This is a genomic window from Bacillus sp. RO1, assembly GCF_012524115.1.
Classification (GTDB): Bacteria; Bacillota; Bacilli; order Bacillales; family Bacillaceae_I; genus Sutcliffiella_A.
This window is the reverse complement of record NZ_JAAZWB010000092.1, coordinates 62,933-87,195: the sequence shown is the minus strand read 5'-3', so window position 1 is coordinate 87,195 and position 24,263 is coordinate 62,933. Positions and strand designations below refer to the sequence as shown.

23 protein-coding genes are annotated in these 24,263 nt (G+C 39.7%); 18 read left to right on the top strand and 5 right to left on the bottom strand.

The features are described 5' to 3' along the window. Nucleotides 1–94: 94 nt before the first annotated feature. Nucleotides 95–1,156, top strand: a complete 1,062-nt coding sequence (gene rsgA / locus HC179_RS20740) for a ribosome small subunit-dependent GTPase A (RefSeq protein WP_168866088.1) — start codon at nucleotides 95–97, stop codon at nucleotides 1,154–1,156. An 82-nt stretch (nucleotides 1,157–1,238) separates the two neighbouring features. Here rsgA and HC179_RS20735 read toward each other — a convergent pair whose 3' ends face one another. Continuing rightward, nucleotides 1,239–2,027, bottom strand: coding sequence for an alpha/beta fold hydrolase (locus HC179_RS20735; protein ID WP_168866087.1), 789 nt, complete (start codon nucleotides 2,025–2,027; stop codon nucleotides 1,239–1,241). Between the two features lie 299 nt (nucleotides 2,028–2,326). Between HC179_RS20735 and HC179_RS20730 the strand changes: the two genes are divergently transcribed. From HC179_RS20730 to HC179_RS20710, 5 genes are all read left to right on the top strand, one after another. Further along, the gene (locus HC179_RS20730; protein ID WP_168866114.1) at nucleotides 2,327–3,304 is read left to right on the top strand and encodes a S66 family peptidase; all 978 of its coding nucleotides are present in this window, start codon (nucleotides 2,327–2,329) and stop codon (nucleotides 3,302–3,304) included. Between the two features lie 45 nt (nucleotides 3,305–3,349). Beyond that, on the top strand, nucleotides 3,350–4,087 hold the full coding sequence (locus tag HC179_RS20725; protein ID WP_168866086.1) for a YwaF family protein: 738 nt from the start codon (nucleotides 3,350–3,352) through the stop codon (nucleotides 4,085–4,087). A 575-nt stretch (nucleotides 4,088–4,662) separates the two neighbouring features. After that, on the top strand, nucleotides 4,663–4,941 hold the full coding sequence (locus tag HC179_RS20720; RefSeq protein ID WP_168866085.1) for a hypothetical protein: 279 nt from the start codon (nucleotides 4,663–4,665) through the stop codon (nucleotides 4,939–4,941). 145 nt (nucleotides 4,942–5,086) lie between these two features. After that, complete coding sequence (locus tag HC179_RS20715) at nucleotides 5,087–5,413, top strand: cyclic-phosphate processing receiver domain-containing protein (protein WP_197284291.1); 327 nt, start codon at nucleotides 5,087–5,089, stop codon at nucleotides 5,411–5,413. A 222-nt stretch (nucleotides 5,414–5,635) separates the two neighbouring features. Next, a complete protein-coding gene (locus tag HC179_RS20710) occupies nucleotides 5,636–6,163 on the top strand; it encodes a mismatch-specific DNA-glycosylase (protein WP_168866084.1) in 528 nt (175 codons plus the stop codon). Between the two features lie 49 nt (nucleotides 6,164–6,212). Here the strand turns inward: HC179_RS20710 and HC179_RS20705 are convergent, their stop codons facing one another. The 3 genes from HC179_RS20705 to HC179_RS20695 all read right to left on the bottom strand — a co-directional run bounded on the left by HC179_RS20705 (nucleotide 6,213) and on the right by HC179_RS20695 (nucleotide 8,498). Further along, a complete protein-coding gene (locus HC179_RS20705) occupies nucleotides 6,213–6,473 on the bottom strand; it encodes a hypothetical protein (RefSeq protein WP_168866083.1) in 261 nt (86 codons plus the stop codon). 157 nt (nucleotides 6,474–6,630) lie between these two features. Beyond that, entirely contained in the window at nucleotides 6,631–7,476 is an 846-nt protein-coding gene (locus HC179_RS20700; RefSeq protein WP_168866082.1) for an STAS domain-containing protein, read from the bottom strand. Nucleotides 7,477–7,535: 59 nt separating this feature from the next. Next, nucleotides 7,536–8,498: a D-2-hydroxyacid dehydrogenase gene (locus HC179_RS20695; RefSeq protein WP_168866081.1), complete on the bottom strand. Its 963-nt coding sequence runs from the start codon at nucleotides 8,496–8,498 to the stop codon at nucleotides 7,536–7,538. Nucleotides 8,499–8,794: 296 nt separating this feature from the next. On the opposite strand from HC179_RS20695, the gene HC179_RS20690 reads away from it, so the two are divergent. From HC179_RS20690 to HC179_RS20635, 12 genes are all read left to right on the top strand, one after another. Further along, nucleotides 8,795–9,316: a sigma-70 family RNA polymerase sigma factor gene (locus HC179_RS20690; RefSeq protein WP_168866080.1), complete on the top strand. Its 522-nt coding sequence runs from the start codon at nucleotides 8,795–8,797 to the stop codon at nucleotides 9,314–9,316. After that, nucleotides 9,309–10,640, top strand: a complete 1,332-nt coding sequence (locus HC179_RS20685) for a DUF4179 domain-containing protein (protein ID WP_168866079.1) — start codon at nucleotides 9,309–9,311, stop codon at nucleotides 10,638–10,640. The genes HC179_RS20690 and HC179_RS20685 overlap by 8 nt, the downstream gene beginning before the upstream one ends. Nucleotides 10,641–10,813: 173 nt before the next feature. Next, the gene (locus HC179_RS20680; RefSeq protein WP_168866078.1) at nucleotides 10,814–11,581 is read left to right on the top strand and encodes a 3-hydroxyacyl-CoA dehydrogenase; all 768 of its coding nucleotides are present in this window, start codon (nucleotides 10,814–10,816) and stop codon (nucleotides 11,579–11,581) included. A gap of 256 nt (nucleotides 11,582–11,837) precedes the next feature. Continuing rightward, nucleotides 11,838–13,586 (top strand): sigma 54-interacting transcriptional regulator, encoded by a 1,749-nt coding sequence (locus HC179_RS20675; protein ID WP_168866077.1) that lies wholly within the window; start codon nucleotides 11,838–11,840, stop codon nucleotides 13,584–13,586. A 244-nt stretch (nucleotides 13,587–13,830) separates the two neighbouring features. Next, nucleotides 13,831–15,354, top strand: coding sequence for a class I adenylate-forming enzyme family protein (locus tag HC179_RS20670; RefSeq protein WP_168866076.1), 1,524 nt, complete (start codon nucleotides 13,831–13,833; stop codon nucleotides 15,352–15,354). Between the two features lie 12 nt (nucleotides 15,355–15,366). Further along, the gene (locus tag HC179_RS20665) at nucleotides 15,367–16,542 is read left to right on the top strand and encodes an acyl-CoA dehydrogenase family protein (protein WP_168866075.1); all 1,176 of its coding nucleotides are present in this window, start codon (nucleotides 15,367–15,369) and stop codon (nucleotides 16,540–16,542) included. A gap of 18 nt (nucleotides 16,543–16,560) precedes the next feature. Further along, a complete protein-coding gene (locus HC179_RS20660; protein WP_168866074.1) occupies nucleotides 16,561–17,709 on the top strand; it encodes a thiolase family protein in 1,149 nt (382 codons plus the stop codon). Nucleotides 17,710–17,870: 161 nt separating this feature from the next. Beyond that, a complete protein-coding gene (locus HC179_RS20655) occupies nucleotides 17,871–19,445 on the top strand; it encodes a fatty acid--CoA ligase (protein WP_168866073.1) in 1,575 nt (524 codons plus the stop codon). Beyond that, nucleotides 19,442–20,539, top strand: a complete 1,098-nt coding sequence (locus tag HC179_RS20650; protein ID WP_168866072.1) for a CaiB/BaiF CoA transferase family protein — start codon at nucleotides 19,442–19,444, stop codon at nucleotides 20,537–20,539. Before HC179_RS20655 ends, HC179_RS20650 begins: the two co-directional genes overlap by 4 nt. Nucleotides 20,540–20,579: 40 nt before the next feature. Continuing rightward, nucleotides 20,580–22,202, top strand: coding sequence for a long-chain fatty acid--CoA ligase (locus tag HC179_RS20645; RefSeq protein ID WP_168866071.1), 1,623 nt, complete (start codon nucleotides 20,580–20,582; stop codon nucleotides 22,200–22,202). 278 nt (nucleotides 22,203–22,480) lie between these two features. Then, nucleotides 22,481–23,149 carry a DNA alkylation repair protein gene (locus HC179_RS20640; protein ID WP_168866070.1) on the top strand — a complete coding sequence of 223 codons (669 nt, stop codon included), beginning with the start codon at nucleotides 22,481–22,483 and terminating at the stop codon, nucleotides 23,147–23,149. A gap of 204 nt (nucleotides 23,150–23,353) precedes the next feature. Further along, a complete protein-coding gene (locus HC179_RS20635) occupies nucleotides 23,354–23,659 on the top strand; it encodes a hypothetical protein (protein ID WP_168866069.1) in 306 nt (101 codons plus the stop codon). Nucleotides 23,660–23,756: 97 nt separating this feature from the next. Here HC179_RS20635 and HC179_RS20630 read toward each other — a convergent pair whose 3' ends face one another. After that, a complete protein-coding gene (locus HC179_RS20630) occupies nucleotides 23,757–24,182 on the bottom strand; it encodes a VOC family protein (protein ID WP_168866068.1) in 426 nt (141 codons plus the stop codon). Nucleotides 24,183–24,263 lie beyond the last annotated feature (81 nt).

Sequence of the window (24,263 nt, the reverse complement as noted above, 5' to 3'; positions counted from 1 at the left end):
ACGTCTCATGGTTTATAAATGTATTGCAAAAGACCGTGCGAACGGTCTTTTTGTTTTGCCAAAAATATCTACTTTCCATTAGGAGGAAAACACATTGAAAAGAAATCAATTAGGTTGGAATGAATTTTTAAATAATACTTTTATTGAATATGAAGAGCAAGGATTTACAGTGGGCAGAGTGATGCTTGAACATAAGAGATTGTATCGAGTAGAAACGGACCTCGGGGAGTGTCTTGCGGAAGTATCAGGGAAATACCGATTTGAAGCTGTAACTCGGGAGGATTATCCGGCTGTTGGCGATTGGGTTGTATTAAGTGAACGTCAGGAGGAAGGCAAAGCAACAATCCATGCTTTGTTACCGAGGTTCAGTAAATTTTCACGAAAAGCTGCAGGTTTAACTACGGAAGAACAGATTGTCGCAGCAAATGTGGATACCGTTTTTTTAGTACAGTCCTTAAACTATGATTTTAATCCAAGACGATTGGAAAGATATTTAGTTATGGCCTGGGAAAGTGGGGCTAATCCAGTAGTGGTTTTGACGAAAGCCGATTTGTGTGAAGATGTTACTGGGAAAATTGCCGAGATGGAAGCAGTTGCCTTTGGTGTTCCGATTCATGCAGTAAGTGTAAAGGAAGAAACGGGATTAGAGGAACTGGAACCGTATTTTGTTGAGGGAAAAACAGTCGCATTGTTAGGTTCATCAGGTGCTGGGAAATCCACGTTGACGAATCATCTTCTTGGGGAAGAGAAGCAACTTATTCAAGAGGTTCGTAGTGATGATGACAAGGGAAAACATACAACCACATACCGAGAGTTGTATATGTTGCCTACTGGTGGTCTTGTATTGGATACCCCTGGTATGAGGGAACTTCAATTATGGGAAGCGGATGGAGCAATCAATCAAAGTTTTCAAGATATTGAAGAACTTGCAGAACAGTGTTATTTCAGAGACTGTAAGCATGCCAATGAACCTAAATGTGCAGTACGTGGCGCGATAGAGGTAGGGACGCTGGAAGCTGCGAGGTACCAAAGCTATGTTAAATTGCAGCGGGAAATTGCATTTTTAGAAAGAAAAAATGATAAACGTGCTCAACTTGCGGAAAAAGAGAAGTGGAAGAAAATCACATCTGGAGTACGCGGTGGGAAAAAGAAATAAGTAAGAAAAGCCACAAGGGGTGTGATGCCTTGTGGTTTTTTGTTTATTTGACAAAAAAAACTGGGGGGTTTCCTCCAGTCTTTTAAGCAGTAATTCTAATTTTATCCACGCGTTTCATAAAAGAAACGGCAAGGTCATTAAATTTGTCACTTTTTTCAATATTACATACATGCCCACATTTTTGAATAACTTCTATTGTGGCGTTTTCTTCCTGCATAACATATTCTCTTGTATTGCTCAAAAACATATGATCTTCAGAACCGGAAATATATAGCTTTGGAATCGTATTCTTTATTGCCTTCAACCGATTGTATGTGGTGTAACCGTTCAGACCAGAAAGGACCCATCCTAAATAGGTTTCTTTGGAAAGTTTATAGGCCTCTTTAATGAAGGCTTTTCTTGAATCTGAGTGATTCTTCTTTGGTAGAAGTACCCGTGCAAAGATACGATAAGGTACCATATGTGGCAGAATTTTTCTCAGAGGATAGAATACGGACAGTCGGCAAAGAAATTCTCCCCATTTTTTCAGCTTAGGAGTTGCGCCGCCAAGTACCATAGACTTTATGACAGATGGTTTGCGAAGCGCAATTTCTTGCATGATAATGGTTCCAAGAGAAATGCCAACAAAGTGAGCGGATTCAATTTTCAGTTTATTCATAATGCCAATCGTCTGTTCAGAGGAATACTCAAAAAGATCTACACCATTCGGATATGGAGACTTTCCATGACCAGGCAGATCTAATAATAGAATATTATATTCAGAGCGAAAAGCTTTCAGCTGCTTATAAAAAATCGAAGAATTTCCACCAAACCCATGAAACAGCACAATCCACTCTTTCGACGAAGAATGAGTAAGCGTTTTATAATACATAATAGTCCTCACTTATTTTGCATATTTCAAATCAACAATCAATACCCAAAAAACCAAATAAAAAAACTTGTAATACCAAGTATACACATACCACACACCGTTTCTCAACCTGCAAATTCTTACTATTTTGTGAAGAATGAAAAAAGGGGTCTGACCCCTTTTATTCATTTTTTGCATAAATATTCTTATTCTAGTAAAGTTTATAAATTTGTAATGGTTTTCTGGAAAGTTATAGAAGTTTTGTAGGGTTGTTTGGTAGAATAGTAGGTAAATGGTTTTTAATGGAGGTTGGGGTAATGATGGTACCAGAAAGGCTTAAAAAGGGGGATGAAGTGAGGGTTATTGCACCTTCTACTTCTCATTCTATCCTGTCTAAGGAAAATATTGAGTTGTCGACCTATAGGCTAGAACAATTGGGACTAAAAGTGACCTTTGGGAAGCATATCAATGAAGCTAACAGTTTATTAACGTCCTCTATTGAATCTCGAATTGCGGATCTACATGAGGCATTCAGTGATAAAAATGTAAAAGCCGTACTGACATCGATAGGGGGATTCCAGGCAAATCAGCTACTATCCTATATTGATTATGAGCTTATAAGAGAAAATCCAAAGATCTTTTGTGGGTACTCTGATATCACTGCATTAGGTAACGCCATTTATGCAAAAACTGGCCTTGTCACTTATTCTGGGGTTCATTTTTCTTCCTTTGGTATGGTAAAGGGATTCGAATATTCCTTAGAGTACTTCAAGAAGATGTTACTTGATGATACAACATTCGTTCAAATTGCTCCTTCTAGAGAATGGAGTAATGATACGTGGTATATGGATCAAGAGAATAGGAAGTTTTATCCAAATGAAGGCTATTTAATCATCAATGAAGGTGAATGTGAGGGCATAGCAGTTGGGGGGAACCTTTGTACCTTGAATCTTCTTCAAGGAACTGAGTTTATGCCTAAGTTGGAAGAATCTATATTATTTTTAGAAGATGACAAATTGACGTGCCCAAAAACTTTTGATCGTGACTTACAATCTCTTATCCACCAACCAGGCTTTAACGGCGTAAAAGGAATTGTAATAGGTCGTTTTGAAAAAGTTTCCAATGTATCAAATGAGCTGATTCAATCGATCATTCAAACAAAAAGGGAGCTTTCCCATATACCAGTAGTGGCCAACGTGGATTTTGGCCATACAAGTCCGATGTTCACTTTCCCAATAGGAGGGAAAGTAACTTTACAGGTGGAGCAAAATGAGGTGAAGATAACACTGCATAAATAGTTTTTCCTATCCTAATATGTTTTCTCACAAGGAGGTCCAGTGCAGATGTTTAGTACTTATACTGATCCGGAAGCTTATATGGAAGGATCACTCCTTTTCACAACTTCCCACTTAATAAGTTTATGCGTAACTTTAGGACTCCTTCTTTTTCTCTTTCTATTCAGGCAAAGGTCATGGATGAAGGCGGGTGGAGGATGGGTGATAGTCTTGGGCCTTGCTGGCTCAGAGATATGGCTGAACTATTGGTATTTTTCCACCAGCATGTGGGATATACGTGACACATTGCCGCTCCAATTATGTTCTATAAGTTTGTACCTTTGTGTATGGATGCTCCTGACTAAGCAGAAACTGGTTTTTGAAGTGGTGTATTTTCTAGGTATCGGCGGTGCCCTTCAGGCATTATTAACTCCGGAACTGTTTTATGACTTTCCGCATTTCCGTTTCTTGCATTTCTTTATTGCCCACATATCTATTATAATGGCTGTATTTTATATGGTATGGGTTGAAAATTTCAGGATAAAGTTAATTTCCGTTTGGAAAGCATTTGCTGCATTGAATGTTATAGCTGTTGTCGTGTTTTTTATGAACAGTCTTACAGGTGGAAATTACATGTTCCTCGCGAAGAAGCCAACCAATGCAAGCCTACTTGACTTTTTAGGTCCTTACCCTTGGTATATCCTGACCTTGGAACTTGTTGTGCTGGTGATTTTCTTCCTATTATATGCTCCATTTTTTATTCAGGAAAAAATCAAATCAAAGAGGCATGAAAATGCCAAGGTTTAAATAGTATATTGATGCTCTTATTAGAATGAGAGATTGATAAGAAAGTGCCCACTATTAGATAGTTTAGCTTTTAGTAAAGGGTCTTCGGTAAAATAAAGCCCTCCTATTAGACAGTTGAGCTATATATAAAGGTTCTTTGGTAAAATAGAGCGCTCCTATTAGACAGATTAGCTTTTAATAAAGGGTCCTCTGTAAAAATAGAGCGCTTCTTTTCTATCCCTCTTTTTTATGAGAGAAAATCGGTATATAGCCACCTTCAAAAAACAAGTTTCCTCACAATAAAAACAAAACCGCCCCCAATCTAACCCAGGAGCGGTTCTTTTAATATTTTCTAATCGTCTTCATTACATATTTATATACTCCAAAAAAGATTAGAGAAAAAACGACAACAATTAAGACATCAATTAAAATTCCCATCTAAACAATAGCCCTCCAACACAATCACTTTTTCTACAATTCTATCTTCTTTACCACCAAGTTGCAAACCATTATGTTACAGTAGAGTTTATTTGTAATAGTCCTGTCACAATCCCGTATTTCGTCATACTATGTAGAAAAACGAAGGGGAGATACAGATGGGAAGTTTCAAGAAATTATTCCTAACGTACGTAGCTATCATGGGGTTATTATATGGGATGTTCTCTGTATTAAGTTATAACAGCATACAAATAAAAATTGAGAAGCTTGAAGTATTGGAAGAACAATTTATTAAAAAAGAATCAGAAGGAGAGGTACCTTATTCATTTAAGCAACAATACACAAAAGAATATCAAGAATATGATCGCCTCCAAAATCGACTGCAATCCTTTTGGATGAAGTGGGTATTTGATTTTCCGGTATTCAAACAACCATAGATATAGAATTGGTACATTATTCCTATGTATTTCTATTGAGGCCTGCTATGAAAGTGTTTAGTGGTGTGTTTGTAAGCTTCTAGGAAAAAATTAGTAACGAAAGTATGTTACACTATAGCTAAGTCGAATATTTGGAGGTGTCATCTTGAAAATCAATGTATTTCTTGATGATAGTCGAACATGTCCTGATGGGTATATACTCGCAGAAGACATTGACCAGTGCCTCACCTTGTTAGAGAACCATGCGATTGGGCATCTCTCTTTGGACCATGACTTGTTGAATAAACACCGAAATGGTCTGCTGCTCGTTCATAAGATGGTGGAGAACGAGCTGTATGCGGATAGAATTACTATTCATTCTGCAAACTCGGTTGGCAGTAAAGCAATGTATCGTTATCTCAAGCAAGCGCAAGAAGATATGAAAATGCCGCCAAACATTAAAATACTACTAAGACCTCTTCCGCTTTTTTAGGCGTTGCCCCTACATCTTCGTTACATTCCATTCCTGGATACCGCAAAAGGGTTCGTACTTCACATAAATCGGATCTTTCAACTAGAGTATTAATTGGGACTAATGAAAGCAATCAGAGAATTGACCGCTTAATAATAGATAATGAAAAGACTAGGCGGGAAGCATCCGTTTGGTCTTTTTTATTAAACTTGATAAAATAAATAATAGGAGAGAGGTGAAAAAATGGATGCGATATATGACCATATCGACCATAATCTAGATATTCTTTTTGTTGGCTACAATCCAAGTATTCGCTCTGGTGAAACGGGTCACCACTATGCAAATCCAACCAACAGGTTTTGGACCATCCTTTTTGAATCAGGACTTACGCCTAGAAAGTATGCTCCGACTGAGGATTTCAAGTTAGTAGAGCTACATTATGGTTTGACTAATATCGTTTCGAAGCCGACTGTTGGAGCGGCGGACATTACCAAAGAGGAGTACCAAATAGGTAGATTGGAATTGAAAGAAAAGATAGAGCACTTTCAACCGAGAATTGTCTGCTTTGTAGGAAAAGGTGTTTATCAGGAATATAGCGGTGTACGTCAAGTAGAATGGGGCATACAAAATAGGACCCTAGTTAAGGGGACGATCGATTTTGTAGCACCATCGTCCAGTGGTCTGGTGAGAATGAAAAAAGAAGAAATCTTAGACATTTACCGGGAATTAAATACATTGAAAAATAGTGAATTAGCACAAAAGGTTAAATAGAAAAACACTTCCTCCTTATTGAGCGAAGTGTTTTCTGTTTTCGAACGACTTATTTTGGGACGACAGATGGCTTCTGATTTTGTTCCAATGTTCTTAACGCATTTCTTATTTCTAGCATATTTTCAATTTGGAGTGTGAGGGTGTGTTTGATTAACGTATTTTTTTCTTGTTGTCCATCTTTTAGATTGGTAACACCTCTTTTTAAATCAACGCAATTTTGTTTCAGAGCTTCTTGCTCTTTCATTATCGTTAATTGCGCAGCTTTTATTTCTTTTAATTCTGCTAGTATCTCACTAAGTAACTTCTCCATCTCTCTTCACTCCTTTTATAAGAAGAAGGGATTCTCTTCTTATTTTTCATATATCCTATCTACTCAGATATATATATAGTTTAAATTCTCTTTCTAGATAGACTTTAAACACAATAGGCCATTTTTTATCAGCCTAGAAATAAAAAAACCCGACATGTTAGCGTCGGGTAGTTGATAAAGGAGGCAGAGTCAGTGCGCCTGCCAAAGTAGGTTTGATGGATACGTTTTGGAAAGATATACCTAATTGAACAGTGGTTTGGGCTATTTCCGGTCTGATGCCTGATAGGGTCGTCTTGACACCAATTAGGTTCAGGGCCTTAATGAGATTAAATATTTGGTCTGCCACAAGTGTATCAATAATTACAACGCCTGAGAGGTCAATAAATAAGTGATTGATTCCTTTTTCACCGCATTGCTCCAAGGTGTTTTCAAGTATAAATCTTGCTCTGCTTGTATCAATGTCCCCAACTAAAGGCAAGAGTGCCCGGTTATTATCGAGGGCAATGACAGGTGAACTTAATTCTTTAATCATGTCTTGCTGTGCTTGCAGACGTTCTTCTGCATACTTTTGATTCTCTTCGACGAACTTAAACACCACATTATCAAAAGCTTTCGTAATCATATGGTTATATAACAACTGTTGTTCTTTTTCCTCTTGGTGAAGGGCAACAAACTCGTCAATAAAATCCAAGTACTGTCCCCGAACCCGGAAGAACTCCTTTAAGATATGATGGATTGGCGTTTTTAGATGCTGATCATCTTGTGCAATAGACAAAATCCATTCCTCAAAATCTTTGAAGAATTTTTCTTCTTCTTCGATAAAAATTTTACATAATTGAAGGTGAAAAGCATAATTTTGTTTTTTTAGTGTGGCAATTACATCAGGATTTGTGGAAGCATAAACCCCCTTGGAATTGACTTTATCCAAGGATTCATACCATTCTTCTGTAAGAACTTTTGCTTTTTCTAATAAAAATGTATGTAATTCACTGTTCCGATGCATGTATAGTTCCCCCTAACTCTCTCCGTAATTACCCTTAAACCTAATGGGTTAAACCATTTTTAATAACCTTTTTTATAATCAACAACATTTATTAACGGCTTTTCACTTTTTAGATAGTGTTTGAGATTTGGAATGAAAATATCCTCTATTACACGTTTGGAATAATGCTCGGTTGACCCTGAGGTGTGAGGGGTAATAATGACATTATTCATACCCCATAAAGGACTGTTTTCATCTAACGGTTCTTTGATAAAGACATCAAGCCCTGCGCCAGCAATTACGTCCTCTTGTAAGGCCTGTACAAGTTCATTTTCTACAATTACTTCACCGCGCCCTATATTAATGAGGAAAGCAGAATTTTTCATTCGTTTAAATTCTTCACTTCCGAACATCCCTTCCGTTTCTTTAGTTAAAGGAAGTGTAATCACTACATAATCGCATTTAGGTAATACTTCATGGAGCCTGTCTGAGGCATACATCTCATCAACATAGTCAGTAGGTTTACCGGAATGTCTGACACCCAAAACCTTCATTCGAAATGCTTTGGCAATTTTAGCTGTTTCTTTTCCTATCTCTCCTACTCCGATAATACCTATAGTCTTCTCGTGAATTTCAAGGTTCATCTGTGCATGATGCCATACTTTGTGCTGTTGTTGCTTTACATATGTATGAATTTTTCTAGTTAACCCTAGCATCAAAGCAAAGATCGTCTCAGAAATTGGGAAAGCATGAACCCCATTTGCACTTGTTAGGATAATTCCGTTCTCAGATAGTTTAGACAGCGGCATGCTATTGACACCTGCACTCCAGGATTGTATCCACTTAAGATGAGAGCCTGCGTCTAGTGAAAGATTTTCAAGCTCCTTTTTCCATCCAACAATTATTTCGGCGTCATTTACATGGGGTTCCCAGATTTCTTTATCTTTTCCTATTATAACGTCAAAGTCTGGGGCAATTTCTTTAATTTGTTGAGTATATGCATCTCCAATATTTTGAGTAATAAGCATTAATCGTTTGGTCATTTGGTATAGACTCCTTCAATTGTGTTCTTAGGATTTATTTTAACAGATAATAGATAATTATTAGAAATTTAAACTGATGTATCTAGGATTTATGGGTGAAATGTCGAAAAATTGAAGTGGAATGCTTGAAAGGTAGAGAAAGACTAATTGAAAGGGTGTTAAAATAATGTAGATGTTAGGAAAAATTACCTGTTTTGAAAGTCAACGGGTGATTTTTTATTTTGTTAAAACTTTTTGACAAATCAAAATGTCTAATGAGTAGATGACAGCAAAAGAGCTTTTAGGAGCGTGAGGTTTTGGAGAAGAAATGGTTGGTGGAGAAAGCAAAAAAGGGAGATGAAGAGGCATTTTTCATCCTGATTTCAACACATAAGGAACAACTCTATCGAATTGCCTATTCCTACTTGAAAAATGAAGCGGATTCGCTTGAGGCCATTCAAGAGGTAACCTATCGAGCATATAAAGGGATGAAAAAACTAAAACAGGCAGACTATATTTCCACCTGGCTTGTAAGGATCATGATTAATTACTGCAGGGATGAATGGAAAAAGAAAAAACGGGAGCCTAATATGCAAATGAAGATGCAAGAGCCATATACAGAAGATAATGAACTGCAATTGGAAGTCCAAGAGGCTATTTCATTGTTAGGTGATCCATATCAGACAGTCATTCAACTTCGATATATGGAGGACTTTATGATAAAAGACATAGCAAAAGTAATGGATTCTTCAGAGAATACCGTGAAAACGTGGTTAAGAAAAGGCTTGGAAAAATTACGTCTGTACTGGGATGAGAAGGGAGGAAGCAAGCATGTTTGAAAAAGAAGAGAAAAAGTTGCAAGCGCTAAAAAAGGAGTACGGTAATGTAGAAGTCCCTTGTGATATTGATGATTACATTAGAAGTGGAATTATAAAAGGGAAAAAAACTGCACGGCCTCCTTTCTGGAGAATTGGCATGGTTGCTGCAAGCATCCTCCTGATTATTTTCCTTACCACCATTAGGGTATCCCCGGCATTCGCAAACTACGTCAGCACGATTCCGGGAATGGACAGGATAGTGGAGCTGATTCGTCATAATAAAGGAATTATGTCCGCTGTAGAAAACGACTACCTTCAAGAAGTGGGAATCAGAAAAGAGAAAGATGGCGTGTCATTGACAATAGATGCCATCATAGTGGATGAAACGCAGATGCTGGTGTTTTATACCATTGAAAGTGATAACAATCATTCCACAATTAATCTGAGTAATATCAAATTGACATCACAGTCAGGTGAAAAACTCGGTGAGTATGGGATGACTTATGGAAGTCATAGTGAAGTAAGGAAAGGTGAAAAGGTTTCCGGTGAATTAAAAGTTACCTATCCGGATGGAATGATAATTCCTGAAAAATTTAACTTAGAAACTGGCATTAATATAAATGAAGTAGAGGTTATAAATGGCCTGAATTTTCCTATTGAAGTTGATACACGAAAATTTTCAGCAATTACGAAAGAGATTTTAATTGACAAGGCCGTAGAAGCAGGCGGACAGTCCATCTACTTTGAAAAGATGGAAATTCATCCAACCCGGATTGCGTTATTCTTAGAATATGACGAGTCTAACACACACGAGATATTCCGTTTTGATGATATAGCGCTTGAAGATGAAAAAGGTAATAGATGGACTTCAGACGGTGGCTCTTCAATGGAAGATAACAAAATAGTAAAGTACTTTGAGAGCAATTACTTTTCTGAACCTCAGCAACTTGACCTGGTCTTCTCCTCGTTTACCGCTCTCCCTAAAGACGAACTGGAAGTTGTTATAGACTTAGAAAATGAAAGCTTCATCAAGGCACCAAGTGATGAGCGGTTAAAAAAGGTTTGGCTTGAAGATGGAAAAAAAGATGTGAAAGGGATTTATTTTCAGATTGAGGTCGACCCAAAGGACCATAATTACTTCTTTTCACTTTTTGATAACAACATCGTGGATGCAAGTGGGACCATCCATGAATATAACACTAGAACATATTCATATATCGATGGAACAAATATGTTTGAACAAGGGATGATCTTGGATACGGATAAAATGGTCAGTCCGATTACGTTGAAAATTGTAGAATACCCTGCAAGAATTACAGAACAAATCAAAGTGAAAATAAAATAAGAGAAGGTAGGGGACACATCTTGGAAAGCGATGTGTCCCTTTCTTTTATATAGATGGTTCCGTTATTCATACAGGTTGTACAGATTCCATACACTTATCTTGAAAACACTACTAACTTTACTGGCATGCTTTTTGCATAAACTTTAGTAGTACATTAAAGGAGGTAGTTTTCTATGAATATTCAAAACTGTGTAGCACTCGTGACGGGGGGAGCTTCCGGACTTGGGGAGGCAACTGTCAGGAATATTGTTTCTAAAGGAGGAAAAGCAGTTGTTGCAGATTTATCAGAAGAAAAAGGTGAAAGGTTAAAGGCAGAGTTAGGTGATTCTATCCTATTTGTAAAAACAGATGTTACAAAGGAAGAAGATGTTTGCAACGCCTTAGATAATGGCATTGATACTTTCGGGTACATAAATACGGTGGTGAATTGTGCTGGAATTGGAGTGGCCCAAAAAGTATTGAACCGAAAAGGGCCCCATTCGCTTGATGACTTTTCCAAAGTTATCTCTATTAATCTGATAGGTTCATTCAATGTAATTCGCTTAGCGGCTGAACGAATGAAGGAGAACGAACCGAACGCAGAAGGGGAAAGAGGTGTTGTTGTAAATACCGCTTCCGTCGCAGCATTCGACGGTCAGATTGGTCAGGCAGCCTATTCAGCTTCCAAAGGTGGAATAGTAGGAATGACCTTGCCGATTGCCAGGGAATTCGCGTCATTTGGAGTCCGAGTTATGACCATTGCCCCTGGGCTCTTTCACACCCCAATGTTTGATTCCTTACCAGCAGAAGCAAGGGACTCACTAGGGAAAATGGTGCCATTTCCATCACGACTGGGGTACCCTGAAGAATATGCCCAACTGGTTCAAAGTATCATAGAAAATCCAATGTTGAATGGTGATACCATTCGGCTGGATGGAGCTATTAGAATGCAGCCGAAATAAGGAAGGTAAAAGTAAGAAGAGCTTAAACGGATTTCATTGAAGAGATCCGTTTTTTTGCTGTAAATGCACTTTTTGAAAAACTCCCTTGATTTTATTACTAGCAATCTTCCTACCAAGATTTGCATAAGGAAAAGCATAACACGAACCCCTTTCTCCAATAAGGGAGGGGGTATTATACTTAAAAAGATAAAATATTCTAAAAAGTACGAAACTAAGCTACAATAGAGATACATTGTGACAAGAGGGTGGAAAGTCCGTGATCTCCTTAAAAGAAATGATAACGCCAATACCATATCAAATAAAAGAAAGCACAACACTCGCAGACGCATTAAACATAATGAATCAAGAAAAATATGGTATCTTGCCTGTTGTGGATTCACATGAAAAATTAATTGGTGTCTTTACAAGAAGCAGACTTTTCCAAATGGTGAAACAGGGGAAGCCCCTCACCAGTCCAATAAAGGATTTCATCAAAAAAGATGTCTATTCATTAAAGGAAGATACTCCTTTTAGAGAATTACAGGAAATTGTTCGAAATAGTTCAGTTGGAACTGGTGTCGTTGTTGATCCTGAAAATAGAGTCCTTGGTCTCTTTACGAAAGCGGATATGGTGATGGGACTTCTGAATGTTACCAGAACATTAAATTTGAAGCAATCGCTACAGACAGCAATGGATCATGCCTATGATGGAATATTGTTGGCAGATGATACACAAACAATTCAAATGGTCAGCCCTTCACTATTGGAATTATTCAACATGGAGTATCAGGAAGTTTTACATAAAAAAACAGATGAGGTATTTCCGCATTTTCAACTATCAAAGATTTTTGAAACGGAAGAAGCGGAAGTTAGCGATTTTCATGAAATCAATGGAATCAAGTATATTATTCACCGCATCCCGGTTTTACAAGAAGGACGTATGGTCGGTGCAATTGTGAAGATTATGTACAGGCAACTGAATGAAGTCAATGAACTTTTCAAAAGGCTTCAAAAGGCAGAAAACAAAGCAAGCTTCTATCATACAGAACTGAAAAAATCCGAGAGTGCAAGATTTACTTGGGAGCATATCATTACCGAAAATCCAGTAATGGAAAAAATAAAAAAGAGTGCGGCAAAAGCAGCAAAAGGTCGTTCTACCATATTAATCAGAGGGGAGAGCGGGACAGGTAAGGAGCTATTTGCACATGCGGCTCATAACAGTTCTGCTAGAAAAGATGGAAAGTTTGTTGTGGTGAACTGTGCAGCGATACCAGAAGACCTGTTAGAATCCGAGTTTTTTGGATATGAAGATGGTGCTTTTACAGGGGCCAGATCTAAAGGGAAAATTGGAAAGTTTGACTTAGCAAATGGAGGCACCTTATTTTTAGATGAAATAGGGGACATGTCCTTGAATCTCCAGGCCAAGCTATTAAGGGTGCTCCAAGAGAGAGAATTCTATCGAGTAGGCGGTACGAAAAGGATTCATGTAGATGTAAGAATAATTGCCGCTACCAATCGTAACTTGGAAGAAATGGTGAAGGAAGGGACGTTCCGTGAAGATCTTTACTACCGTTTAAATGTCATTTCTTTATTCATTCCGCCTCTACGTGAAAGGATGAGGGATATACATATTCTTTCCGAAAAAATGATGAGCGACCTAAACCGCATTATTGGTACGAGCATTACAGGTTTCGAGCCACAGGCAAAACATATCTTGATGTCCTATCATTGGCCAGGAAATGTCCGTGAACTTCGAAATGTGATGGAGAGGGCGATGACTTTTGCCGAGCATGGGAAAATTAAAATAGAGGACTTACCTGATTATATGCTTGCAAGTCCTAAAGTACTGGTAGAAGAAATTGCCGTTACACAGGAAGAGTCAATGGTAGAGAGTGCAGAGCGTCAAGCAATTGAAACAGCGTTAACGAAAACAAAAGGAAACAAAGCGAAGGCGGCAAAAATGCTGGGGATCAGCCGGTCGAGTCTTTATGACAAATTGAAGAAATACCAATTGAATGAGAAGTGAATGTTAGAAAAGACGGATTCTTGAGGGAAATCGTCTTTTTTGATTGATTTTTGGAACAAACTTTTTAAAAAATTGGTCCAGTGATACATTTCTATTCACTATATACAGTGTATACATTGAAGTGTCCAAATATTGGACGCTTTTTAAAAAACAGAGAGTAAAGATTCCTACCTAGGCATATCTAAGAGTCTTGGCACAATTCTTGCATATACATAGTTGAGTCAAATAAAAGGGAGGAAAGTGTATGAACATTGGAATGTATTTGTCGCAAAACGCCAGAAAGGTGCCAGAGAAGCTAGCCATTGATTGTGAAGGGAGACAGTATAATTACGATCAGTTCAACAGGGAAGTGAATAAGCTCTCTCACGGACTGTTAAAGCTGGGTATCTCTAAAGGGGACAAAGTGGCCTTCATGATGAAAAACTCGGATACTTTTGTTTTCTCTTATTTTGCAGGTGCAAAAATCGGTGCCGTTATCGTACCGATGAACTTCCGTTTAACCTCCTCTGAAATTCAATATATTATAGAGCAGTCAGAAGCGAAAGTAGTAATCTGTGACGAAGAATTTGAAGGAACTATTGCAAAGGCAATCCCAGGAAGTGCTGTGGAAAATGTAATTGTGGTGGGGACGCCAACTATTTCTGAAAACAATTCTTATAGGGAAGTCCTATCAATAAACGAAGAGGACCCAACAGTGGAAGTACTTGAAACAGATGATTTAGAAATTCTGTACACTTCTGGAACGACCGGACGTCCAAAAGGTGCTTTGTTTGATCACAGAAGAATCTTCAATGTTGGCCTTTCTATGATGATCAGTATGGGCATCAATCAGCAAGAGCGCTTTTTACATATTGCACCGTTGTTCCATTCTGCACAACTGAATTTATTCCTTGTATCGGGAACGGTGCTTGGGGCGACACACTTCATTCATCGTGATTTTCATCCAGTTCATACACTTCAAGCGATACAGGAACATAAGATCACTCATTTCTTTGGAGTGCCAGCTATGTTCAACTTCCTTTTACAGGTACCTAATGCAGATAACTACGATTTATCCTCCATTAAGCGTTGCGGTTATGGAGCGGCACCAATGGCTCCAGAGCTTGTAAAAAAGAGCATGAATTTATTTAAAAATGATCAATTTTTCAATCTATGTGGTTTAACTGAGGCTGGTCCAAACGGTATATTATTGGATCCTAATGGTCACAAAAAACACCTCGGAAAAAATGGGAAACCTTCATTTTTAACGGAAGCAAGAGTCGTCGATGAAACTGGTGCGGACATTGAAGTTGGTGGAGTGGGGGAATTTGTCCTTAAAGGTGAATCCATCATGAAAGAATATTATAAAAAACCAGAAGAAACGAAAGCTGCGTTAAAAGATGGATGGTTATATACAGGAGATTTGGCCACCATTGACGAAGAAGGTAATATCACCTTAGTGGACCGCAAAAAAGACATGATTATCTCGGGAGGGGAAAACGTCTATTCCATTGAAGTAGAGGAAGTGTTGTACGAACACCCTCAAGTTCTCGAGGCGGCTATTATCGGACTGCCGGATGAGGTATGGGGAGAAGCGGTATGTGCAGTTGTGGTTCCTCATAAGGATCAAGTGGTCAATAAAGAGGAACTAAAGCAGTTCTGCCGTCAAAAGCTAGCTGGCTACAAGGTTCCACGTAAAATATTTGTGGAAGAGACGCTGCCTAGAAATGCTTCTGGAAAAATACTGAAATATCAACTGAGACAGCAATTTAATCAAGTAAAAGCATAGGGGTGAAGTATATTGAAATCGCTTTCAACAAAGAGAGAACCAAGAAAACATCCATATTTAACAGACGATCATCAACATTTCAGAAAATCATTGCGTAAGTTTTTGGAAAAAGAAGCAGTTCCTTTTTATGATGAGTGGGAAAATGATCGCATTATTCCTCGTTCGTTTTGGACGAAGATGGGGGAACAGGGCTATCTTTGTCCTGATATTGATGAAAAGTATGGTGGTAGTGAAACAGATTGGGGTTATTCCGTCGTCATTAACGAAGAGCTCGAGCGTGTCGGAACTGGCCTAATTGGCGTCGCACTTCACAACGATATTGCGGTCCCTTATATCACAAGCTTTGGGACAGATAAGCAGAAGCAGAGATGGTTGCCTTCTTGTGTGACTGGACAAACAATTACGGCTATTGCAATGACAGAACCTGGGACGGGATCTGATTTAGCAAATATCAAAACAACTGCAAGACTAGAGGGCGACCATTATATTGTTAATGGTGCAAAAACGTTCATCACGAATGGCATTCATGCTGATTTAGTGATTGTGGCAGTGAAGACGGACACAGAAATTCGCCCGCAGCATAAAGGAGTCAGTCTGCTAGTAATTGAAAGGGGACATCCAGGCTTTTCTAGAGGCCGGAAGCTAGACAAAGTGGGGTTACATTCTCAAGACACAGCCGAGTTATTTTTTGAGGATTGTAAGGTTCCTAAGGAGAATCTACTTGGTGAAGAAGGTCGCGGGTTCTTATACTTAATGGATAAACTGCAGCAGGAAAGGCTGTTGGTGGGCATTGGAGCCCAGATCGCTTCAGAAGAAATGCTGCAATCCACGATTGACTATGTAAAAAGCAGGGAAGCGTTCGGTAGACCTGTCAGTAAATTTCAGAATACTCAGTTTAAAATAGCGGAAATGGCAACAGAAGTAGAGATGGGAAGAGCTTTTCTTGACCAGCTCATCGCCGATCATATTGCCGGGGAAGATGTGGTGACAAAGGTATCGATGGCGAAATGGAAGCTCACAGAAATTGCAAGAAACATTGCAACCCAGTGTATGCAGCTTCATGGCGGTTACGGTTATATGGAAGAATACAAGATTGCAAGAAGATATCGTGACATTCCAGTTGCAAGTATTTATGCAGGCACCAATGACATTATGAAAACGATTATTGCCAAAAACTTAGGATTGTAGGGAGGGAGATTATTCACCATGAGAGAAGTCGTCATTGTAGAAGGGGTTAGAACACCTGTTGGAAGAAGGAAAGGGTTATTGAAGGATTTCAGGCCGGATGATCTGGCTGGGGAAGTACTGAAGGAACTTGTAAATCGTACCGGGATAGACGCTGGACTTGTGGAAGACGTCATTCTGGGGTGTGTGACTCAGTCTGGAGAACAGGCCGGGGACATCGCAAGGGTTGTCGCCTTGATTGCAGGTTTTCCGATTGAAGTGCCAGGTACTACTCTTGATCGCCAGTGCGGCTCCAGTCAACAGGCTGTCCACTTTGCGGCACAGGCTATTCTTTCAGGTGACATGGACGTCGTGATTGCAGGCGGAGTTGAGAATATGACAAGAGTGCCGATGGGATCCAACTATCAAAAGGCGCCATTTAGTGACAGACTGCAGGAAAAATATGAAATCATCAATCAAGGGCTATCCGCAGAAAGAATTGCGGAGAAATACGGATTTACCCGCGAGGAGTTAGATACCTTCTCTTATGAAAGCCATCAAAAAGCATTAAAGGCGCAAGCAGAGGGTTATTTTGCAAAAGAAATCATGCCGATTGAAGTGACATTGGAAGATGGTTCAACATTTATGATGAAGGATGATTCCGGTCCTCGCAAGGAAACATCCGTGGAGGCGCTTGGTGGATTAAAGACTGTTTTTAAAGAGGACGGCGTTATTCATGCGGGGAATGCAAGTCAGATCAGTGACGGAGCAGCTGCCCTCCTGTTAATGACAAAGGAAAAGGCTTTGGAGCTTGGATTAAAGCCGCGATTCAAAGTGCATACAAGAGTGGTGGTCGGGTCTGATCCAACCTTGATGCTGACAGGGCCGATTCCCGCTACCGAAAAAATACTGCAAAAATCAGGCCTGTCCATTGATGACATTGATGTGTTCGAAGTTAATGAAGCATTTGCTCCGGTACCGATGGCATGGTTGAAGGAAACAGGAGCTGATCCAGCAAAACTTAATCCGAACGGTGGGGCAATTGCGTTAGGTCATCCTCTAGGGGCAAGTGGAGCTAGATTAATGATAAGTATGATGCATGAACTCGAACGTACTGGTGGTAGATACGGCCTCCAAACAATGTGCGAGGGGCATGGAATGGCGAACGCGACCATCATAGAAAGGCTCTAAACGCCCGAATCCCATTAATAAAAAAACTAAATTGAAGTTCTCTATAAATCCATAGCTGGTACTGAAACAGTGAAACTGTCTAATAAAAGTACTAACCACAGGCACCATTGATGATTACTACGAAATGATAAACCAACTCATGAAAAGTAGGAGGATGAAAGATGTCAATAACGATTGGGAAAATCTTTGATCTTACAGTACAAAAGTTTCCAGATAAAGAAGCGCTTTATGATGTGAAGAAAAATGTACGTTATACCTACAAAGAATGGAATGTGGAAGTAAACAGATTAGCCAATTCCCTGTTGGAAGAAGGAGTGAAAAAAGGGGACAGGGTCTCCACGCTACTTTTTAACACAGAGGAATTGGCGACCACGATGCTTGCTTGTGCAAAAATCGGAGCAGTCTTCAATCCAATCAATTTCCGCTTGCAGCCGGAGGAAGTGGCGTTCATTCTAAACGATGCAAAGCCCAAAGTAGTGATGTATGAAAAAGCATTGGAGCCTGTAGTTGCTTCCATTGCGGCGCGCTTCGAGGAAACAGGATTCTGGGTTATCGATGGGGAAGAAACCAACTATTCCTCCGCTTATCACGAAAAATTAAAGACTTCTTCCACTGATGAAGTTTTTATCAGCGTCCTAGAAAACGACACATATGCCATCATGTACACTAGCGGAACAACGGGAAGACCAAAAGGAGTCGTTCATCGACATAGAGATATGGCGGAACAAAGCTTAATTGTCATTTCCGCCACTAAGCTTGAAGCGGAGGATGTTGGATTGGTGACCGCCCCGATGTTCCATTGCGCGGAACTGCACTGTGCTGTCATCCCTCGAATTCATGTTGGTGGAAAAAATGTCATCCTGCATCATTTCGAACCGAAAAAGGTGCTTCAATTGATTCAAGAGGAAAAGGTTACAAAGTTTTTTGCAGCCCCAACTATGTGGAATATGCTGCTACAAGAAAATTTCAATGAGTATAACTTGAGCAGCCTTAATCTTGGATTATACGGGGCAGCGCCAATGGCGCCGGCACTTGTCAAGGCATGTCACGACTTACTTGGAATTTCCCTTGTCCAAGCATATGGCATGACAGAAATGGGACCCGCGATTACTTTTCTTTCAGAAAAAGATCAGCTCAGGAAAGCTGGTTCTGCTGGAAAGGCATGCTTGAACCATGAAATTCGAATTGTGCGCCAGAACGAAGATGGACCAAGTGACCCAGAAGATATGTTGCCTGCAGGAGAGGCAGGAGAAATCCTTGTGAAAGGCCCATGCATCATGAGCTCATATTTTAACAGGGAAGAAGCAACAGCAGCTGCCATGTATAAAGGTTGGTACCATTCAGGTGACATTGGTTATTTAGATGAGGAAGGTTTTTTATATGTAAAAGACAGGGTGGATGACATGATCATCAGCGGCGGGGAAAACATCTATCCACGAGAAGTCGAGGATGTACTGTATGAGCACCCTGCAGTTCTGGATGTAGCCATTGTCGGCCTGCCAGATGACCGTTGGGGAGAAACGGTAACTGCGTTTGTGGTGAAAAAGAATGATTCAGTGACAGAGGAAGAACTGGATGATTTCTGTTTGAATAGTTCCGAGCTTGCTCGTTATAAACGCCCACGTAAATACATGTTTGTGGATGCTCTGCCTCGAAATGCGAGCGGGAAAATTCAAAAGTTTGTCTTGAGAAAGCAGATGGAAGAGCTTATGACAGGGGAAGCACCATCCCGATGATAGAAAAATTGCTAGAAGGCGTTAGAATACTAGATTTCACCAACTATCTCCCAGGTCCATATGCCACGCAACGGCTCGCGGATCTTGGAGCAGAGGTCATCAAAGTGGAACCGTTGGCAGGTGATCCCGCCCGTCACACTGGAATAAAGCGTGAAGGAACTGGTGTGGTTTATCTCGCTAATAATCGTGGGAAAATGAGTGTGTCCGTCGATTTGAAAAAAGAAGAAGACAGGGAAAAAATCTTGGGTTTGGTAGAAGGCTGCGATGTGATAATTGAAAGTTTCAGGCCGGGTGTAATGTCCCGATTTGGACTAGACTATGAACCTGTTAAAATGCGAAAGCTAGACATTATCTATTGTTCCATTAGAGGTTACGGGAACAATGGTGATTGGAGCCAGCTTGGAAGCCATGATATTAACTATATGGCACTAAGCGGATTGCTTGCTCAATTAAAGGATAGATCTGGACGCCCCATACACCCTTCCATCACCATAGCAGACTATTTTGGCAGTATGGCGGCTTGTGAGATGGTGCTAGCACTATTATGGAAAAAGGAGCGGTCAGGTCTAGGAGGCTACCACTCTATCAGTCTTACAGATGTTTCCACTTCTTTGATGGGGACGCACTTGTTCATTCATCAGGAGGTAGGAGAGGAGCAAGGCATCACGCTACTGAACGGGGAACTCATCAGCTATGGAATTTATGAAACGAAGAACGGGCGATTTATGGCCCTCGGCGCACTGGAATATAAATTCTGGCAGAATTTCTGCGAAGCGGTGGACCGGGAGGAATGGCTTGGAGCACATTTTTCCATCAGAAGAAACACCAATCCTGTTGCACAAGGGATGGAAGAGTTGTTTGCTAGTCGCACTTTTGAAGAGTGGACAACGTTTAGCCAACAGGTCGATTGCTGCTTAACACCGGTGTTGGAAGTAGGGGAACTTTCAAGTTATCCGTATTTTACAGAAAATAAAAGTATTTTTCAGGATGAAGCAGGAAATGTAAAGGTTGCAATGCATGGTGGAAGCTCAAACGGATACTTGCATGCACCAACTGTGGGGGAACATACAGGAAAATGGCTGGACAAGCTTTAATGTAAGCTAAAATTCATTTAATTGAGAGGGGTAATGTTAGATGATGAATGTACCAATGACCGTCAGTTCCATGTTGGAAAGAGCAGAAAGATTTTTCCCGAATAAGGAGGTTGTGTCAAGAACTCTATCTGGCGTGCAGCGTTTGTCCTACAGGAAAATTGGGGAACGGACACGCCGATTATCCAGTGCGCTAGAAAAGCTTGGGGTGCAAAAAGGCGATAGAGTAGGAACTTTTGCTTGGAATCATCATCGCCATTTGGAAACCTATTTTGGAATTCCAGGAATGGGGGCAGTACTTCATACGATCAATATCAGACTGGCTCCCGAGCATGTGTCTTATATTGTCAATCATGCAGAAGATGTGGTGCTTTTTGTGGATGAAGATTTGCTTCCGTTAGTGGAACGGGTAAAGGACCAATTGGGAACAGTGAAAGCATTCATCATTATGACAGATAAAGAAGAACTCCCATCAACTTCCTTACATCCTGTTTTCTCTTATGAGGATTTATTAGAAGAAGGAGACCCGAACTACTCCTTTATAAAAGATATCGATGAAAACGACGCGGCCGGAATTTGTTACACTTCCGCCACCACCGGTAATCCAAAAGGTGTTGTGTACTCCCACCGTTCTTTGGTCCTTCATAGCTTTGCACTTGGATTAGCGGATACGGCAGGGCTATCAGAGTATGATACATGCATGCCGGTTGTGCCGATGTTCCACGCAAATGCGTGGGGATTACCGTTTGCGGCAACTTGGTTTGGAACGACACAAGTGCTTCCAGGACCACAGTTCACACCGCAACTTTTGGCAGAGTTGATTGAAAGTGAGAATATCACTTTGACTGCCGGCGTTCCGACCATCTGGCTTGGTTTATTGAATGAATTGGAAAAGGGATCGTATGACACATCAAGCCTACGGGCAATATTATGTGGTGGTTCCGCTGCACCTCGAGGGATGATCAAAGTATTTGAGACGAAATACGGAATACCTTTCTTACATGCATATGGAATGACTGAAACGACGCCACTTGCCACAGTTTCCAGGTTGAAAAGTCATCAAACAGATCTAGATGAAGAAAAAATGCTAGATATCCGCTCCATGCAAGGATTGTTGGTACCAGGCCTCGAGATGAAAATTGTCGGTGCAGAAGGGGAAGTTGAATGGAACGGCGTGGAAATGGGAGAACTATGCCTCCGAGGTCCATGGATTGCAGACGAGTACTATAAAGACGAACGTTCGGCAGATGCCTTTATTGATGGCTGGCTGCACACAGGTGATGTCGTTACAGTAGATGAAGAAGGAGTAGTTAAAATCGTCGACCGTACAAAAGACTTAATAAAAAGCGGTGGCGAATGGATCTCCTCTGTTGACTTGGAAAACGCCATCATGGCACATGAGGCAGTTTTCGAAGCAAGCGTCGTCGCTATTCCACATGACGAATGGCAGGAAAGACCAGTCGCTTGCGTTGTGCTGAAAGAAGCATACGTCGGCAAAGTTGCTAAACAAGAGATCATTGATTTTATTTCCCCTCAGTTCGCAAAATGGTGGCTGCCGGATGAAGTAATCTTCATGGAAGAAATACCGAAGACATCGGTAGGGAAATTCCTGAAACGTGCTTTACGGGACATTGTAGAGAAAGAGATGAAGAGTACGGTGGAATAAGAGTTTCCTAAGGGGAGAATGGGCCTTTCTTTTATTGGAAGGCCTGTTTTTATTGTTAGAGAGGATGGTAACAGAATTTCAACAAACGGACCATTGCTGAAAATGTAGTTTGGCACTATTAGTGGAGAACCGTCCCATAAGTAACGGCGAAATGAATCACTCCTTTTCCATTGTTATGGTACAATTGTATGAAATAAAACTTTTAACGAGATTTAGTTATTGATATAAACCGCTAAAGACCTACTATGAAACAGTGCTTTAATAAGGAGTTGTTTCAAATGAATCAAAATAAAAGCACAGAAATAAAACGCTCATCAAAGGCAGAAAACATTCTACTTCAGATCAATAGTAAAACTAAGCTAGGCGACTTACGAAAAATCGCGAAGGACATTAAAAAAGATCACGAACTAGCTATGGAACTTTGGTCAACTGGAGAGTTTTTGCCCAGACTATTGTCAATCTTAATTATGGATAAAACACTTCTTTCACAAGATGTTTTAAATGAGCTTGATAAGGACATGCAGACTCACTCAATTGATGAGAGAAATAACTTAATGGATTGGTTAATGGCTAATCAGCTCACCAAAAACAAGAAGAACATTGCATTGATGGAATCATGGGAAAATAGTCCTTCTGCTCTTCAAAGGCGAGCTTTCTGGTATTTTCAAGCGCGATTAAGATGGACAGGACAAACACCGCCTGAAAACAACTCAGACTTATTATCTGCAATTGAAACTACTATTACCGAAGAAGAACAAGAAGTTCAGTGGGCTATGAATTTTACTGCAGGCTGGATAGGCGTCTATGATGAAAAGTATCGAGCACGTTGTATAAATCTTGGTGAGAAAACGGGTCTTTACAAAAATGAAATGGTATCAAAAGGGTGTACTCCTAATTATTTGCCGGAGTTCATTACGATTGAAGTTAACAAACGACTTGATAAATAGTCACCAAGTTCTGTCAGGAGTCAGCTCAGTAAGAAATTTATTTTAAGAAATCACGTTTATAAAAGAGCGTGATTTTTTATTTTAATGAACAGAAAAGATTGAGTTTATCACTCATTTTTGAAATAATTGGTATTAAGCAATCTAGCAGGTTATGGTAGAACATTAATGAACGCTATAAACAGATATATATATGGGGGAATAGCTGTGTGGGTAATATTAGGGGTCGTTGCAATAGTAGTAACTTGTATTAATCTTTATATGTTCGCATTAGGAAAGGATTATAAGCTTTTCATGGCACTAGCTTTGTCATTTACAGCATTAACACTTTGTGCAGAATACAGTCTTGTATCGGATTGGGTAGAAGTGAAAGATTGGGCAGCTATTGAGGATGTAGTACCTGGTATGGAGATGGCATTATGGTTTTTGACAATTGTTTCTATATTAATAAATCTAGCACCTGTATTTCTCGAAAAAAAGGTAAGAAATAATAAATTAGTGTCACATCATTGAACCCAAAAGCAATTTGGATATATTATTCTGTCTTTCAAATTAAATTCTAAAAAGAATTACCTATCTTAATAGAATGGTAATTCTTTTTCACTATTTATTAATTTTTTATGTCGCGTTCCTGCATTTTTCTGACATTATCTGAATGGTAGGGGGAGCCGACGACTTCATTTACCACACTAAATGGGTTACCATCTAGGTCAAAGAAATCAAAAAACTTCATTCCTCCAAAATCATCTATCTCAGAGGTAACTATACCATTAGTTTTAAAATGTTGATGGGTTTTCTCAATATCATCAACAACAAAATTAAAATAGCCATTTTTCTGATCACCATGGGTTCTGAACTCAGTAGGCTGTGGGGATTCCACCTTTACCAAGGCTAATTGTGTTGGTCCTGTTGATAAATAAAATCCAACACCATCTCCCCAACTATCAATCATCTTTGCACCAAGAAACTTTTCATACCATTCTGTTGATTCTTTAATGTTTGTAACTGGAATAAAAATACTGCCTACTCTAAACATGATCTTCCTCCTCAATAGAAACTCTTATTATGTACGTTTTTATAATGTAAAAGTTACACTTTTTAAAAAATGGATCATAAT